Raw genomic sequence first — 15,571 nt, forward strand, 5'->3', positions numbered from 1 at the left:
GTCGACCCCGCCGGAGCGTTTTCGTCGCATCGGCACAGTGAACAGTGCCGACTGTTGTCCGGATCGACAGGGGGCCGAGGCGGGGCGCTCCGGTACATTGACCGCGATCGACGCTGGACCGGAGGGTTTCACGATGCTGGACGACGGGCGACTCGACAGGGCGGCCGGTGTGCTGCTCGGTACCGCGGCGGGCGACGCGCTCGGCGCCGGATACGAATTCACCCGGCCGGGTCCCGAGCGGGAGATCGATATGATCGGCGGCGGGGCGTTCGACTGGGCGCCCGGCGAATGGACCGACGACACCTCGATGGCGCTGGCGATCGCACAGGCAGCCGACGACGGCCCCGGACTCGAACTCGACGCGGTGGCAGCCGGATTCGTGCGGTGGTTCGACTCCGACCCTCCGGATATCGGCGTGCAGACCAACCGGGTGCTCGCCGCGCGACCGGCCTCGGCGCGAGCCATGCAGCAGCAGGCCATGTCCTTGGACGGGCTGACCGGCGGCAACGGTTCGCTGATGCGCACGGCCCCGGTCGCATTGGTCTATCTGGACGACGCCGCGGAATGCGTGCGGATGGCGGGCGCGATCGGCCTGCTCACCCACCACGACCAGCAAGCCGTCGAGGCGTGCAAGATCTGGACCTACGCCATCCGGCACGCGGTGCTGACCGGGAACTTCGACGGCGTGCGGGAGTACATCGCGAGCACCGACAGCGCCGACTACTGGAATCGCCTGCTCGATCAGGCCGAAACCGGTGCGCCCGCCCACTTCCCGAACAACGGCTGGGTCGTGCACGCGCTACAGACCGCATGGTGGGCCATCACGACCGCCGACGCCTCCGGCCCCCAGCATCTTCCGCTCGCACTGGAACTCTGCGTCCGCGCGGGCGGCGACACCGATACCACCGCCGCCATCGCGGGCGGCCTGCTCGGCGCCCGCTGGGGCGCCTCCGCCGTCCCCGCCCGCTGGCGTTCCATACTGCACGGCTACCCCGGCCTCACCGGCGACGACTTGGTCGCCCTGGCCGCGCGCATCGTCCGAGCGAACGCCACCGCTTGAGCGACAGGCCCGGCCGCGCGGGGCATCCGTGCGGCCGGGCCGAAGCCGAATCAGTACGCGGTGTTGATCGGGCCTGGGCTCCACAGCCCGGAGTGGTCACGCCGGGTGATCGCGGGCTCGGCGGGAACGGCGCTGCCATCGATGCGCGTGAACGCCTGGAGATCACCCCAGTCGCGGTCCCAGTCCTCGTTCAGGTAGGTGGCCAATGTCCTGGCGCGCAACAGCATTCCGGTCCAGCCGAGCGGCCCGCCGCCGTCGTGGCTCTGCCACAGATTGGTGACGGCGGCGCCGGGACGGTCCGGCAGGATGCGGTAGCCGGGGATCTCCGCGATGCCGTCCCGGTGATCGAACGGGCGCTGGTTCGGGAATTGCAGGCTGACCATCCAGTCCACCAGGGCGGGCGTAGCGCCCACCACCTCGTTCAGCGTCCTGGTCTGCGGCACCCGCGGCGGCGTCACGGCCAGCCACTGCTTCGGGTTGCGGTCACGATCGACCGCGACCACTCGGATCACGTCGGCCTGCGCGGGAATCTCGGCGAACGGCACCCGCAGGTTGCGCCACGACGGCGCCGGACCGATGTCGATCGGCACGACCCGGCCCATCGGCTGCGCGGTGGACGCGGAATCCGTCGCGCCGTACTCGATCTGCACCGACTGACCGGGCGTCACGACACCGTCGGCGTCCACCGACCAGATCCGGCCCGCGGCGCTGAGCGCGATGATCCCGGCCCGGTCGCGCGGGTCGGGCAGCCGGTACCAGCCGGTGGTCAGCTCGGCGGGGCCCGCGTCGCCGGAGCGGTAGCTGCCCAGCACCGGCACCCGGGCCGGGTCGAGACCGAACGGCAGTGCGGCGGTGGCGGTTCCGGCCTCGTCCTCCGAGGAGGACTTGGCGCTCAGCGCGTCGGCGATGCTGCCGGTCGAGTTGCTGCCATCGTCGTCCGGTCGCAAGTCCTCGGCCACACCGGCGGGCGTGAAGCCCTTCGCGTCCGCCGAGAACGTGCTGTGCGCGTCCCCGGTGAGCGGCGCGAGCATGCCCTCGTTCGGATCGGTCTCGACCAGGACGTGACCGGCCAGTCCGTACGGCTTGCCCGTCACCGCTTCGATGTTCGAGCGCGCCAGCGAGAACGACTCGCCCTGCGCCACCGCGGCCTTGGCGAAGGACCCGATGTCCCACACCACCAGCAGCGCCAGCGCGATGGTCAACGGCGGCAGCAGCGACACCCGCCACCCGAAGCGCGAAACACGATGCGGAGTACCGGGTTTCGGCGCGCGTACATGCCACCAGGCGGCGACCGCCAACAGCGCGAAGGCGACGAACCGGAACACTTGGTTCAGCATCACCCCGGCGATCGTCGGCGCCTTGTCCCACCAGGGCATGCCCCAGGCGGAGACGTACCACCACCCGTTGGGCCCGGAGAACACCAGCGCCAACAGGAACGCGATCACCGCGGCGAACAGCGCGCGATTGCGCGGCGACCGCAGCACCGTGGGGCCGACCGCCATCGCGGTCAGCACCGCGACGCACCCCGCGACGCCGGCGTACACACCGAAGTGGTGGGTCCACTTGGTCGGCGTGACCATGATCATCAGCAGCGCGCCGATCGTGGTGCCGAGGATGCGCCGGGACGGACCCGTGGCGGTCAGCGGGATGCGGCCGCCCTTGCGCAGCAGCACGGTCACGCACACCAGGATGCCGACCAGCATCGCGAAGATGCCGATCCGGCGGCCGACCGAGCCGTCGATCTCACCCTGGAACAGGTACTGGTAGCGCAGGTACTCCTGGAACCACGGCACATCGGGGCCGATGGCGTGGTGCACCCGCTGCATCTCGAAGGCGGCGGTGAGCGGCTGGTCGGCGAACGCGATCGCCAGCACGACCACACCGGCCGCGCCGAGCGGGGCCAGCAGCGTCGCGTAGCCGAGCAGGCGCTGCCGCACGCTCCGCGGCGCGCCCACCTTGTCCATCACGATGTGGGCCACCGGGCGCAGGCCGGACAGCAGCGCGGCGACGCAGATGAGGCCGGACGGACCCGCCGTCACGGTGAACGCCGCGATCAGAATCGCCAGCGCGGCGGGCAGCAGCCGCCGGGTGGCGATCGCCCGTTCCACCGAACACCAGGTGAGCAGCAGTCCCAGCGCGACAGGAGGTTCGGGTCGCAGGCCGTTGTCGTACGGCAGCCACACCGCGAGGAAGCCGAGCGCGCCGGTCCACAGCGCGACCTTGTTGTGTCGCACCGCGACCCCGAGCCGCGGCACCACCTCGCGGCTGAGCAGCAGCCACAGCAGCACGCCCGCCGCCAACGCGGGCAGCCGCACCCACGGGCTGGCGGTCGTCACCTCGGCCATGATCCGGATCAGGTCGTAATACGGTGTGCCGATGGGGTTTTCGGGCACCCCGAAATAGGCGAAGTAGTTGGCCATGTACCCCGCCGTGCCGGACGCGCGCGCCATGCCGAACTGATAACCGTCGTCGGAGGTGGTGGCGCCGATGAAATGCCAGAGCGCCAGCACGCCGAGCACCACGCCGTCCAGCACTGAGAACGTCCACCAGCGTTGCGGCAACAGACGCCGGGTGCGCCTACCGTCCTCGCGGTCGATCCGGTAGAGGGCGACGAGGCCGACGAGGGTGGCCAGCACCGCGAGCCAGATGGCGGCCCGCTTGACGGGGGTCGGGCTGGAGGAGAAGCGGGTGTCCAGCTCCGCCGTGACCGTCGCGCCGTCGGCGGCGGCCAGGTCGCTGTAGATGCCGACCAGCTGCGGGCGGTAGTCACCGTCGAGCGTGGCGGGGAAGCCGGGCGCCTCGAATCCGACCATCGTCGCCGTGGCCTTCGCGGTGTCGGCGTGCACGGTTAGCTCGCAGCCCGGCGGCAGCTGGTCGACCGGCGTGCTGAGCAGCGCCTGGTTGCGCAGGATGACGTCGAGCCGGGCGGGCGCATCGGCGGTGGGCGTGGTCACCCGGGCGAGAAAGCCGTAGCGCTCACGATCCGGAGCGCCGTTGGGCGCGGTGGCGGCGAGGGTGCCGCCCTTGACGGCGAGCTGGCCGATGGCCGCGCACGGCAGGGTCGCGTCGAAGGTCAACGGCGCGTAGGCCACCAGCGGCGCCTCCACGCTGCGCGCCGAGCCCGCCTGCGGCCACGAGAGTGTCGCCGCGTCCACCCGAACCGGGAGCAGGGGCACCGCAACCGCGCACAGGGCGCCGATCAACGCCGCGATCAACGCGACGGGTCGCGCCCATCGTCCATTCGTATTCCGTTGTGCCGTCCCGGGTCTGGAATCCTCGACGGACGGCTGCCCCGCCCACACCATCGTGTCAGCCACGACGCCAGATAGTAACGATCGAATCTGAGAACGAAACCCATTGCCCGGGCGGCGGTACCGGAATCACCTCGAAAAACACCGCCGACCTGGGGATTCTCGCCTGCGGAACGGCACGCCGGGCCGGGAGGCACCTGGTGGTCGCGGCCCGGATCCGGCCCGGGCCGCGACGGCGCGCATCAGGCGCAGGCGGGCGACTGCTGGCCCAGCGCGGTCAGCATCTGGCAGGCCCACGCCTTCTGGACCTTCCACTTGCCGTTCTCGGCGACGAACGGCACGTCCGCGATGTTCTCCTGGTTGTTCAGCACGATCGTGGCTTTGGCGTTGATGGTGTCGCCGAAGGCGGTCACCTCGGTCACCGTGACGCTGGCGCCGGTCTGCTTGTACGCCTCGGCCAGCCGGCTCGGCAGCTCGGGGTCGGCCTCGGCGCCCTGAATCATCTCCAGCTTCTCCGAGTTCGGCACCGCCGGGTCGAGCGCCTTCTGCAGCTGTGCGTTCAGCTCCGCCACGGTCGGGACCGCGGGCTGGTCCGCCGCGGCGGTGGCCTTGGCGCTGGTCGTCGTCTTGGTCGTCTTGGCGGGTTCGTTCGAGTCGTCGCCACCGCAGGCGGTCATGCCCAGGCTGGCGACGATGGCGAGGCCAGCGATCGCGATGCGTCCAGTCGTACGAAGCTTCAACTGCTCGTCCTTTGCGTTCGAGGAGGGTCCGTGTCGTCACCGCGGCAGCGTCCACCGAGCGCCGGCGGCACTGCCCGAGGCATCAGGCTACCGGTCAGTGCAGACTGCCGAGCGGATCAGCCCGGGACAGACTGATGTCGTCGGCGCTGAAGGTACGCGCCGGGCCCGGCCCTGTCGAGCTGGTCTCGAACCGCACGGTGACCACGCCGTGGCCCGCCCCTTGCACCCATCCGTGCCCGTAATCCGGGTGTGAGACATCCATTCCCGGATACCAGAGGCGCGCCGACGGGCTCGGGTCGGCGGCGGTCGCAGCGGGTGCGACAGGCTCGCTCGATTCCCACTCGGTTTCGAGCGTGTCGTCGGCCGGACTCCGATCCAGCTCGGGGAACAGCGACTCCTGACGCACCGTCGACAGCCCGCCGAAGCCCACCCCCACCAAGCGGATCGGGCCGAGTTCTTCCGGATCGATCGCGGACCGCTGAGCGGCCGTGGTGAGCGTGGCCAGGTCGGTCGTCGCGTAGGGCAGGGTGAACGAGCGGGTCACCACGCTCATATCCGACTTCTTGAGTTTGAGCACCACGGTGCGCGCGGCCCTGCCGTCCTTGCCGAGCCTGGCGTGCGCGGCCGCCGCCATGGTCTCGATCGCGGGCCGCAGCTGGGCCAGGGTGACGATGTCGGTCTCGTAGGTGTTCTCGGCGCTGATCTGCTTGGCCTCGGCGCGCTCGGCGACCGGCCGGTCATCGATGCCACGGGCCAGCCGGTGCAGCGCGGCCCCGACGCTGCCGCCGAGCAGCGAGACGGCCTCCGATTCGGGCAGCGCGGCGAAAGCGCCGACGGTCTCGATGCCGACCGAGCGCAGCCTGCCCTCGGCCACCGGCCCGATCCCCCACAGCTTGCGGACCGGAAGAGCGGCGAGCAGGCTCTGCTGTTCGCCCGGCGAGACGACACGGATGCCGTCGGGTTTGGCCAGGCCGGAGGCGATCTTGGCGAGCTGTTTGCCGCTGCCCGCGCCGACCGAGGCGACCAAGCCGGTGCGTTCGCGCACCAGCGCGCGCAGCTCGGCGCAGAATTCGTAGACCTGATCGGCGTCGGCACCGGCCAGTTCCTCCGGTTCGCCGAACGCCTCGTCGAAGGAGAGCGTCTCCAGCACCGGGATGCGGCTGCGCAGCGCCTCGAACACCCGCCCGCTGACCACCGCGTAGACCGCGCCGCGCGGCGGCACCACCACGGCCGTCACCCCGACCAGGCGTTTGGCCTGGTGCATCGGCATCGCCGAGCGCGCGCCGAAGACCCTGGCCTCGTAACTCGCGCCCGCGACCACGCCGCGCCCGCCGGTGCCGCCGACGAGCACCGGACGGCCGCGCAGGGTCGGACGGGTCAACTGCTCGACCGAGGCGAAGAACGCGTCCATATCAATGTGCAGCACCCAGCGCCGGGAGGTGCGGCCGATCGCCGCCTGCTCCGTTGCTCGATCGGTTCGCACGACCAGGAATCTACGGCACCCCTCCGACAGGTCCGCCGCGGCGGCAACCGTGCGGTGGCTCCCGGATTGCTGTCGATCTGCTGTGTGACCGCACCGCTGGGCAGGCCGGGCGATCGAACCGCTTCAGCGGCCGTGACCAGGGCCGATACCTAGCGCACCAGCTATTTCCGACACGATGCCGAAGAGCGGGGATGGCGCGTTGCCCGCCGGTTCGTATGTGATGATCGGACACATGAAGATCCGCAAGGCAGTCATCCCGGCGGCCGGTATCGGCTCCCGGTTGCTCCCGCTGACCAAGGCCATCCCGAAGGAGATGCTGCCGGTCGGCGACAAGCCGGTCATCGAGCACACAGTCCGTGAGCTGGTCGCCTCGGGCATCACCGACATCACCATCGTCGTCAGCGGCGGAAAGTCGTTGATCCAGGACCACTTCCGGCCCAACCCCGCGCTTGTCGCGCAGTTGCGCGCAGACGGAAAGACCGCCTACGCCGACGCCGTCGCCGAGGTCGGGGAGCTGTCCCGCCTCGGCCACATCACCTACCTCGATCAGCACGGCCCCTACGGCAACGGCACCCCGGTCCTCAACGCCGCCCGCAACGCGGGTGACGAGCCGATGCTCGTGCTCTGGCCCGACGACGTGTTCGTCGCCGAGGTGCCGCGCGCCCAGCAGCTCATCGACGCCTACGAGGCCACCGCCGCGCCGGTGCTCGCGCTGATGCCGATGAACCCGGCCGAGTCCAAGCGCTACGGCGTCCCGGTCGTCGCCGACGACCAGGGCAACGGCCTGCTGCGCATCACTGGGCTCATGGAGAAGCCCAAACCCGAGGACGCGCCGTCGGCCTACGCCGCCATCGGCGGCTACGTCGTGACCCCGGGGATCATCGACGAACTGCGCCGCCAGACCGCGGCCTGGTACGAGCACCGCACCGGCGAGGTCTACCTGACCGACGCCATCAACGTGCACGCGTCGGACAATCCGGTGTTCGGCCAGGTGATCCGCGGCCGCTGGTACGACACCGGCAACCCGGGCGACTACCTGGTCGCGCAGTTCGCCTCGGCGTTGGCGCATCCGGAGTACGGTCCGCTGCTTCGCGGGCTGGCCACCGACCATCTCGCCTGACCCGCACCGGTTTTCACGCCGTCAGAAGCGCCGGACGGCGTAGATCGCGAACTGCCGGATCGGCGAGAGGCCGACCGGCACCCCGCGTCCGTAGGCGTTGAAGACGTTCCCGAATCCGGCGTAGATGCCGACGTGCGAGCCGTCCTTGTTCAGCACGACGACGTCGCCCGGCGCCATCTGACTGACCGGCACCGGAGCGCCTGCGGTCGCCTGCTGCCAGGTCGTCCTCGGCATGTTCACGCCGACCATCCGGAACGCCCACTGCACAAGCCCGGAGCAGTCCCAGCTGTTCGGACCGGTGCCGCCCCATTCGTAGGGCTTGCCGGTCTGGGTCATGGCGATGGCGAGCGCGGCGAGGCCGCGCGGACTCGGCACGCCGAGCGCCACCGAGCCACTGGCGCTGCCCGTTCCCGAGCCGGACGCCGAACCCGAACTCCCCACGAAGTTGCGGTCGTCGGACCAGGCAGGCCCGGCGAGCAGCAAGGTGGCGAAGGTAGCGACGACGAACCCGACGACTGTCCGGCATAACGGTTTTCTGTTCATGAACGCACCCCTCCTGTCGGTCCGGCAAACAGGCCGCATCGAGCGGCCCTGCTAAGCCGCGGCGCCGGCCTCGTCATCGGGGGTGGAGCCGCAGACCACCGCGCATGCCCGGCCACGCAACGGGGCCGACCAGCGCGCATCAGGTAGAACATGCCTCACGGAAAATTACTGCTGCACCAATGCTCAATCAGCGCACCAACAGCAACAGGCCTCGATTCTGCCCCGCCGTCCTCGAAGCAGGACAGGTTTCCAGCAAATTCTCAGCGTGTGATCTATGTCACTCTTGCGGAATACCGGCAGCATGCGTCGGACGATCGCGAAACAGAGGACACCGAGAAAGTCGAGGCACCGGGCCCCGCGCGGAAAATGCAGGCCACCCGGCATCGAAAATCGAGGACCGAAAGGGGCGCCGCGAATATCGGCGTCGATAAGGGGAGCAGGCGTCGGGGCGGGCGGTGCCGCCCACCCCGACGATGTGCTCAGGCCTTCGTCACCGTGGCTCTCACGCCGCCGACGAGCTCGGCGGCGTCGGCGCTCGCGGCGCCGAAATCGAGTGCGGTGGCGAGGATCTCGCCCGCGATCAGATCGCGGTGGGTCTGCGCCCACGCCAGCCGCTCGATGGGGACATCGAGGACCACGGTGATCCGATCGGAGACGTCCAAGCCCAGCGACTTGCGGGTCTCCTGGAGGTCGCGGATCAGGTCGCGAGCCCAGCCCTCGGCCTCCAGCTCCTCGGTGACCACCGAGTTCAGCACCACCAGACCCGCGTTACCCGGCAGCGCCGCGGTGGACTCGGGCTCGGCGGCGACCAGCCGCTGCGTGTATTCCTCAGGGAGCAAGGCGATTCCGGCGGCGCTGACGACACCGTCGGCGCCCTCGGACCACTCCCCCGCCTTGACCGCCTTGATCACCGTCTGCACGTCCTTGCCGAGGCGCGGGCCCGCGGCACGGGCGTTCACGGCCAGCTCGAAGCGCCCGTGCACGGCGACGTCGGTGGTCAGATCGACCTTCTTGACGTTGACCTCGTCGGCGATGATGTCGGCGTACGGACGCAGCCGCTCGGCATCGCCCGCCGCGATGGTGACCTCGGCCAGCGGCAGCCGCACCCGCAGGTTCTTGGCCTTGCGCAGGCTCAGCACCGTCGAGCAGACCATGCGCACCTCGTCCATGGCGGCGACCAGCTCCGGATCCTCCGGCAGCTCGCCCTCCTTCGGCCAGTCGGCCAGGTGAACCGAGCGGTCGCCGGTGAGCCCGCGCCAGATCACCTCGGCGATCAGCGGCAGCAGCGGCGCCGCCAGCCTGGTGACCACCTCGAGCACGGTGTGCAGGGTGTCCACCGCGTCGCGTTCCTCCGACCAGAAGCGCGAACGCGACCGGCGCACATACCAATTCGTCAACGCGTCGGCGAACGAACGCAACTCCTCGCAAGCGCCCGCGATGTCGTAGACCTCCAGCGCCTCGGTCATCACGTCGCGGGTTTGCGCCAGCTTCGCCAGGATGTAGCGGTCGAGCACGTTCGACGAATCGGTGCGCCACTCGCCGGGCTTCGAGGCGTACAGCTGCAGGAAGGTCCACGCGTTCCACAGCGGACGCAGCGCGTGGCTGACGCCCTCCCTGATGCCGCGCTCGGTGACGATGAGATTGCCGCCGCGCAGGATCGGCGAGCTCATCAGGAACCAGCGCATCGCGTCGGAGCCGTCCCGGTGGAACACCTCGTTCACGTCCGGGTAGTTGCCCTTCGACTTGCTCATCTTCAGCCCGTCGTCACCGAGCACGATGCCGTGCGCGGCAACGGTTTTGAAGGCCGGGCTGTCGAACAGCGCGGTCGACAGGACGTGCAGGGTGTAGAACCAGCCGCGGGTCTGCCCGTTGTACTCGACGATGAAGTCGCCGGGGAAGTGCCCTTCGGTCGCTCCGCCGGCTCCGCTCCTGTGACCGTCGAACCAGTCCTTGTTCTCGAACGGGTAATGCACCTGCGCGTACGGCATCGAGCCGGACTCGAACCAGCAGTCCAGCACCTCCGGCACCCGGCGCATGGTCGACCTTCCGGTCGGATCGTCCGGATTCGGCCTGGTCAGCTCGTCGATCATCGGCCGGTGCAGATCGGTCGGGCGCACGCCGAAGTCGCGCTCCAGCTCGTCCAGCGAGCCGTAGATGTCGACGCGCGGGTAGGCGGGATCGTCGGACACCCACACCGGGATCGGGCTGCCCCAGTAGCGGTTGCGGCTGATGTTCCAGTCGCGCGCGCCCTCCAGCCACTTGCCGAACTGGCCGTCGCGGATGTGCTCGGGCACCCAGGTGATCTGCTTGTTCAGCTCCACCATCCGGTCGCGGAACTTGGTCACGGCGACGAACCAGGACGGCACCGCCATGTAGATCAGCGGCTGCCCGGAGCGCCAGCTGTGCGGGTAGGAGTGCTCGATCGTCTCGTGCCGCAACAGCTTTCCCGCGGCCTTGAGGTCTTTGATGATCACCGGGTTGGCGTCGAAGACCATCAGGCCCTCGTACGGCGGCACCATCGAGGTGAACTTGCCGCCCGGATCCAGCGGCTGCACGATCTCGATGCCGTTGGCCGCGGCGACCTCCATGTCCTCCTCACCGAAGGCGGGGGCCAGGTGCACGATGCCGGTACCGGAATCGGTGGTCACGTAGTCGGCGTTGAGCACCCGGTGCGCGTTCGGGTGGCCGACGAAGAAGTCGAACGGCGGCGCGTAGGACAGACCGGCCAGCGCAGCGCCGTCGAACTCGCCGAGCACGGTCGGCTCCTCGCCGAACTCCCGGGCGTAGTGCGAAACCCGCTCGGCGGCAAGCAGATAGCGTTTGCCGTCGGCGGCGCTCAGGTGCACGTAACGCACGTTGGGGTGCACGGCGATGGCCAGGTTGGACGGTAGGGTCCACGGCGTGGTGGTCCAGATGAGGGCGTTGGCGCCGTCGAGGTCGCGCAGCGGGTGATCGGCGGGCACGCGCAGCGCCATGTCGACGGTGACGGCCGGGTCCTGGCGCATCTTGTAGGCGTCGTCCAGGCGGGTCTCCTGGTTCGACAGCGGCGTCTGCTCGTACCAGCTGTAGGGCAGCACCCGGAAGCCCTGGTAGATCAGGCCCTTGTCGTAGAGCGACTTGAACGCCCACATCACCGACTCCATGAAGTCGAGATCGAGGGTCTTGTAGTCGTTGTCGAAGTCGACCCAGCGGGCCTGGCGGGTGACGTAGTCGCGCCATTCCCCGGTGTAGCGGAGCACCGAGGATTTGCAGGCGGCATTGAATTCCGCCAACCCCATGGCGTCGATCTGTGATTTGTCCGTGATACCGAGCTGCTTTTCCGCTTCGATTTCCGCGGGCAGTCCGTGACAGTCCCATCCGAAACGACGATCGACACGATTGCCGCGCATCGTCTGGAAACGTGGGATCAAATCCTTCACATAGCCGGTCAGCAAATGACCATAATGCGGCAGACCGTTGGCAAAGGGCGGACCGTCGTAGAAGACGAACTCGGCTGCACCGGAGCGGTTCTCGATGCTGGCGCGGAAGGTGTCGTCGGCCGCCCATGCGTCGAGCACGCGTTCTTCCAGCTCGGGGAAGCTCGCCCCGGAGCCTGCGCCCAGATCCACGCGGGGGTATGCGCTCTTGCTGTCGTCCGCCATCGCGGATGCGTCTCCTCGTGCCACCGCGCCGCAGGCGCGTATCAGTGGTTGGCACGGGGACGACCTCGGCGCCCGGTGCGCCGAAACCGCGGTACCACCCCGTTTGTCCTGGCCAGCCCCATCGGGACCGCCGGACCGCTCGTTGCGAGCTGTGACGGGCTCACCCGTTCGGTTCTACTGAGCGCCGCGCGCTCCCTCCGCGGGGAGGCGGGGCGACGCCGTTCTTCCGAAGGCTCCCCGGTGATGGCCGGATCGGCGCCGTTCTGTCTCGATTCTAACCAGTCCGGGCAAACGATATTCCCGCGCCCGGCCTCAGCGTTTGGCGTGCCGCCCTGGCGGCGGCGGTGCGTCGTTGTCGGGCCTGCGCATGGAAAGAGCGCTCACCAGCAGCAACACCGCGCCGATGACGCACACGACGATGCATCCCCACGCCCACAGCACCGACCCGGTGGTCAGCGCGGTGACGAGCAGGGCAAAGCCGATCGCGGCGAGAACGAGCGTCAGGACGAGCATGATGACCCCCTCGGCGTCCCTCAGCCTTCGGCCCGGCCACGCGCGGACTGTCGCTCGACTCCGTCCGGCTCGGTCCGTCAGGCATGCCAGGCGATTCGACTGTACCTCTGGCTACTCGAACAACGACTTCGGCGACCGGCCGCGGCCGGGGGCCGCGCAGGGCGGAATTACTTGCCGCCCTTGGCGAACGACGCGGGCGCGAGGTTGTTCGCGGTGTTCACGTCGGCGAAGGCCTCGCCGCCGTCCACCGGGACCGCCGAGCCGCGGTTCTCGAGCTCCTCGAGCTGCGACTCCAGGTACGACTTCAGCCGCACGCGGTACTCGCGCTCGAAGGTCTTGAGCTGCTCGATCCGGCTCTCCAGCACGCTGCGCTGCTGGGTGATGGTCGCCATGATCTCGGTGTGCTTGCGCTCGGCGTCGGCCTGCAGCGCGTCGGCCTTCTCCTTGGCCTGGCGCAGCTGGCTGTCCGAGCGGGTCTGCGCGTCCGACAGCATCGCGTCGGACTTCTGGCGCGCGTCCGTGATCATCGCCTCGGAACGGGTCCTGGCATCGCCGACCAGTCGCTCGGAGTTCGCCCGCGCGTTGGAGAGCAGGTTCTCCGCCTCGGTCTTCGCGTCGCTGGTCAGCCGGTCCGCCATCTCCTGGGCGAGGCTGAGCACCTTCGCTGCCTGCAGGTTCGCGTCGGCGCCGGGGGCGTCCTTCGGTGCGGGCGCGGGCGCGGGCATCGGCGCGGGCGGGGGTGCAGGCACCGGGGGTTTGATCGGTTCCGGCGGGGGAGCCTGCTGTACCGGGGCCTTGACGGTCGCGGGGGCGGCCTGCCGGTTCTTCTTGGCGTCGGCCAGTTCCGCATCGAGTTCGCCGACCCGCTGGCGCAGATCCGCGTTCTCCTCGATCAGACGCGAGAGCTCTTGCTCCACGAGATCCAGGAAGGCATCTACTTCATCCTCGTTGTAGCCGCGCTTCCCGATCGGCGGTTTGCTGAACGCGACGTTGTGCACATCAGCTGGGGTCAGCGGCATGGAAGGATCCCTTCACGCGTCTTTTGGAGATCTAGCAGATCTAGCAAGGTATCTTGGCCCATTCTGTCATACCGGAGCTACCGGTTGACCGAGCCTGCTCACGATCGACATCAGGATGAAGACGATGAATAGCAGGACCATAATCGACAGGTCCAGGCGAATTCCCCCCAGAGACACCGGTGGTATCAACCGCCTCAGCAGTTTCACCGGAGGGTCGGTGATCGTGAAGATCACCTCCAGGATGACGACAACGACACCGGTCGGTCGCCAGTCACGGGCGAAGCTACGAACGAACTCGACGATCACCCGGCTGATCAGCAACAGCCAGAAGATGAACAGTACGAAGTACAGCACCGCGAACAAGGCCACGACTTCACTCTGCCCGAAAATCGGCGTTGCGCAAAATGACCACACCGCCCCGCGCGCGACAAGACCGACGAACCCCCCGGATCAGACCGCTATTTCTGGTTGTAGAAGCCGGTTTCGGCGATCCTGCGTCGTTCCTCGGCCGATACGTCGACATCCGCCGGTGAGAGCAGGAACACTTTGGTCGCGACCTTGTCGAACGAACCACGCAGGGCGAAGGCTAGGCCGGCCGCGAAGTCGACCAGACGCTTGGCATCGGCATTGCTCAGATCGACCAGGTCCATGATCACCGGATTGCCCTCACGGAAGCGCTCGCCGATGATGCGGGCCTCGCTGTAATCGCGCGGACGCAGCGTCGTGATCTTGGACAAGGGACCTCCGTCCTCGAAGATCCCTGGCCGGCGAGCGGACGCGGGCTCGGGGCGCACGCGCTCCTCCAGCCGCCGCTCCTCGGCGTCGGGATCGACGGCGAGCGCACCCCTGGTGGCTCCCCGCAACATGCCTGCGCCGCCGCCCGTACGGAACCGGCCCGTCGACGGGGCCGCATCGATACGGGTAGGCCGCCGCGACGACTCGTAGCGATCGTCGCCGTAGGGCTCGTCGGCGTACTCGTCGCGGCGCGCCGCCGGGTAGCCTGCCTGGTACGGCGACTTGTAGGCGGGCTCGGGGTAGTCCACGTCCTCGTCGAAACGGTCTGCGCCGTAACGATCTTCGGCATACCGATCGGCGCCGTAGCCCGGCCGGTCGGCATAGGAACGCGCCCGTGCGCCACCGCGCTCGTTCCCGCGCGGGGCGCGATCGTCGACGTAGTCGTCTTCGTAATCCTCGAGCGGAACCATGCCGAAGTACGCCTTGAACTTGTGCAGCGTGCTCATGATTGCACCCCGCTACCGCGCGGCACCGTCATGACCACGATGGTGGCTACGTCGAGTCCTCGCTCGCTGCGCTCGCTCATTCTGGTCGACCTTCCTTCGGCCCCGGTGGCGGCCGGGTGTTGAAGTCTTGCTCAGCCCTCTTCTGTCCCAATCTTATGTGTCAAATGTGACTGATGAGGTTTCTTTGCTAGCCCGAGGTTATCGGTCGAGTGCCCATCAGGGCGGTACCGACACGCACAACGGTCGAACCGTGTTCGATCGCTGATTCCAGATCACCCGACATTCCTGCAGAAAGCTCGGTTGCGCCGGGGTGTCTGGCGAGTAGCAGCGTGTGCAAAGTCGCAAGCCGTGCGAATGCGCTATCAGGGTCGGCATCGAGTGGCGGAATCGCCATCAAACCCCCGAGCTGCAGTCCTTCGGCGGCCGCGACCTGGTCCGCGAGCCGATCGAGATCGTCGCGGGCGACGCCGCCCCGTTCCGGGTCCTCGTCCAGGCTCACTTGGAGCAGCACGCGCACCGGTTCGGCGCGCTCACCAGCATCCAGCGCGGCCAGCGCGCCCTTGTCAAGAGCCGTTGCCAGCCGTTCGCTGTCCACCGAGTGCACGGTGTGCGCCCAGCGCGCGACCACCCTGGCCTTGTTGCGCTGCAGGCGACCGATCATGTGCCACCGGATGTCTTGACGTTCGTCCAGTTCCGCCACCTTCGCGGTGGCCTCCTGCTCGCGCGACTCGCCGAATTCCCGGCAGCCGAGGCCGTACAGGATCGCCACATCCGCGGCGGGAAAGAACTTCGTCACCGGCAGCAGCCGCACCGAGCCCGGCTCCCGGCCCGCCGCCAGGCAGGCGGCGTCGATCCGCCCGCGCAGCATGTCCAGATTGCCCGAAAGCTCCGCGATGCGCGCGTCGACTTGTGCCACAACGGTTTCCGAGTCGGTCATCGGCCACACCCCGAACCGGGCGA

Annotated in this window: 12 protein-coding genes; 2 read left to right on the plus strand and 10 right to left on the minus strand. The window is 68.9% G+C overall.

What is annotated here, in order from left to right; genetic code table 11:
• Positions 1-133: 133 nt before the first annotated feature.
• Entirely contained in the window at positions 134-1,060 is a 927-nt protein-coding gene (locus AC3EO7_RS18570; protein WP_435591898.1) for an ADP-ribosylglycohydrolase family protein, read from the plus strand.
• A 50-nt stretch (positions 1,061-1,110) separates the two neighbouring features.
• On the opposite strand, the gene AC3EO7_RS18575 is transcribed toward AC3EO7_RS18570, so the two are convergent.
• The 3 genes from AC3EO7_RS18575 to AC3EO7_RS18585 all read right to left on the minus strand — a co-directional run bounded on the left by AC3EO7_RS18575 (position 1,111) and on the right by AC3EO7_RS18585 (position 6,462).
• Positions 1,111-4,377 carry an arabinosyltransferase domain-containing protein gene (locus tag AC3EO7_RS18575; RefSeq protein WP_435591899.1) on the minus strand — a complete coding sequence of 1,089 codons (3,267 nt, stop codon included), beginning with the start codon at positions 4,375-4,377 and terminating at the stop codon, positions 1,111-1,113.
• A gap of 176 nt (positions 4,378-4,553) precedes the next feature.
• Entirely contained in the window at positions 4,554-5,051 is a 498-nt protein-coding gene (locus AC3EO7_RS18580) for a WKL family lipoprotein (RefSeq protein ID WP_431972189.1), read from the minus strand.
• A 94-nt stretch (positions 5,052-5,145) separates the two neighbouring features.
• The gene (locus tag AC3EO7_RS18585) at positions 5,146-6,462 is read right to left on the minus strand and encodes a DNA polymerase IV (protein WP_431972233.1); all 1,317 of its coding nucleotides are present in this window, start codon (positions 6,460-6,462) and stop codon (positions 5,146-5,148) included.
• A 304-nt stretch (positions 6,463-6,766) separates the two neighbouring features.
• On the opposite strand from AC3EO7_RS18585, the gene AC3EO7_RS18590 reads away from it, so the two are divergent.
• On the plus strand, positions 6,767-7,654 hold the full coding sequence (locus AC3EO7_RS18590) for a UTP--glucose-1-phosphate uridylyltransferase (RefSeq protein WP_357453579.1): 888 nt from the start codon (positions 6,767-6,769) through the stop codon (positions 7,652-7,654).
• A 21-nt stretch (positions 7,655-7,675) separates the two neighbouring features.
• On the opposite strand, the gene AC3EO7_RS18595 is transcribed toward AC3EO7_RS18590, so the two are convergent.
• From AC3EO7_RS18595 to AC3EO7_RS18625, 7 genes are all read right to left on the minus strand, one after another.
• Positions 7,676-8,197 carry an NlpC/P60 family protein gene (locus AC3EO7_RS18595; protein WP_431972188.1) on the minus strand — a complete coding sequence of 174 codons (522 nt, stop codon included), beginning with the start codon at positions 8,195-8,197 and terminating at the stop codon, positions 7,676-7,678.
• 479 nt (positions 8,198-8,676) lie between these two features.
• Entirely contained in the window at positions 8,677-11,838 is a 3,162-nt protein-coding gene (ileS, locus tag AC3EO7_RS18600) for an isoleucine--tRNA ligase (RefSeq protein ID WP_435591900.1), read from the minus strand.
• Positions 11,839-12,150: 312 nt separating this feature from the next.
• A complete protein-coding gene (locus tag AC3EO7_RS18605) occupies positions 12,151-12,351 on the minus strand; it encodes a hypothetical protein (protein WP_068067639.1) in 201 nt (66 codons plus the stop codon).
• 167 nt (positions 12,352-12,518) lie between these two features.
• Entirely contained in the window at positions 12,519-13,370 is an 852-nt protein-coding gene (gene wag31 / locus AC3EO7_RS18610) for a DivIVA-like cell division protein Wag31 (RefSeq protein WP_431972186.1), read from the minus strand.
• A 66-nt stretch (positions 13,371-13,436) separates the two neighbouring features.
• Complete coding sequence (locus AC3EO7_RS18615) at positions 13,437-13,739, minus strand: YggT family protein (protein ID WP_067785731.1); 303 nt, start codon at positions 13,737-13,739, stop codon at positions 13,437-13,439.
• Between the two features lie 89 nt (positions 13,740-13,828).
• Positions 13,829-14,611, minus strand: a complete 783-nt coding sequence (locus tag AC3EO7_RS18620) for a cell division protein SepF (protein ID WP_435591901.1) — start codon at positions 14,609-14,611, stop codon at positions 13,829-13,831.
• A 187-nt stretch (positions 14,612-14,798) separates the two neighbouring features.
• A complete protein-coding gene (locus tag AC3EO7_RS18625) occupies positions 14,799-15,548 on the minus strand; it encodes a YggS family pyridoxal phosphate-dependent enzyme (protein WP_435591902.1) in 750 nt (249 codons plus the stop codon).
• Positions 15,549-15,571: the final 23 nt, after the last annotated feature.

It is taken from the genome of Nocardia sp. bgisy118 (assembly GCF_057708605.1).

What these genes read in the sequence shown, in the direction of transcription:
- AC3EO7_RS18590 (WP_357453579.1), top strand. Translation starts at nt 6,767, where the DNA reads ATGAAGATCCGCAAGGCAGTCATCCCGGCGGCCGGTATCGGCTCCCGG.
- wag31 (WP_431972186.1), bottom strand. Translation starts at nt 13,370, where the DNA reads ATGCCGCTGACCCCAGCTGATGTGCACAACGTCGCGTTCAGCAAACCG.
- AC3EO7_RS18625 (WP_435591902.1), bottom strand. Translation starts at nt 15,548, where the DNA reads ATGACCGACTCGGAAACCGTTGTGGCACAAGTCGACGCGCGCATCGCG.
- AC3EO7_RS18570 (WP_435591898.1), top strand. Translation starts at nt 134, where the DNA reads ATGCTGGACGACGGGCGACTCGACAGGGCGGCCGGTGTGCTGCTCGGT.
- AC3EO7_RS18620 (WP_435591901.1), bottom strand. Translation starts at nt 14,611, where the DNA reads ATGAGCACGCTGCACAAGTTCAAGGCGTACTTCGGCATGGTTCCGCTC.
- AC3EO7_RS18595 (WP_431972188.1), bottom strand. Translation starts at nt 8,197, where the DNA reads ATGAACAGAAAACCGTTATGCCGGACAGTCGTCGGGTTCGTCGTCGCT.
- ileS (WP_435591900.1), bottom strand. Translation starts at nt 11,838, where the DNA reads ATGGCGGACGACAGCAAGAGCGCATACCCCCGCGTGGATCTGGGCGCA.
- AC3EO7_RS18605 (WP_068067639.1), bottom strand. Translation starts at nt 12,351, where the DNA reads ATGCTCGTCCTGACGCTCGTTCTCGCCGCGATCGGCTTTGCCCTGCTC.
- AC3EO7_RS18585 (WP_431972233.1), bottom strand. Translation starts at nt 6,462, where the DNA reads ATGGACGCGTTCTTCGCCTCGGTCGAGCAGTTGACCCGTCCGACCCTG.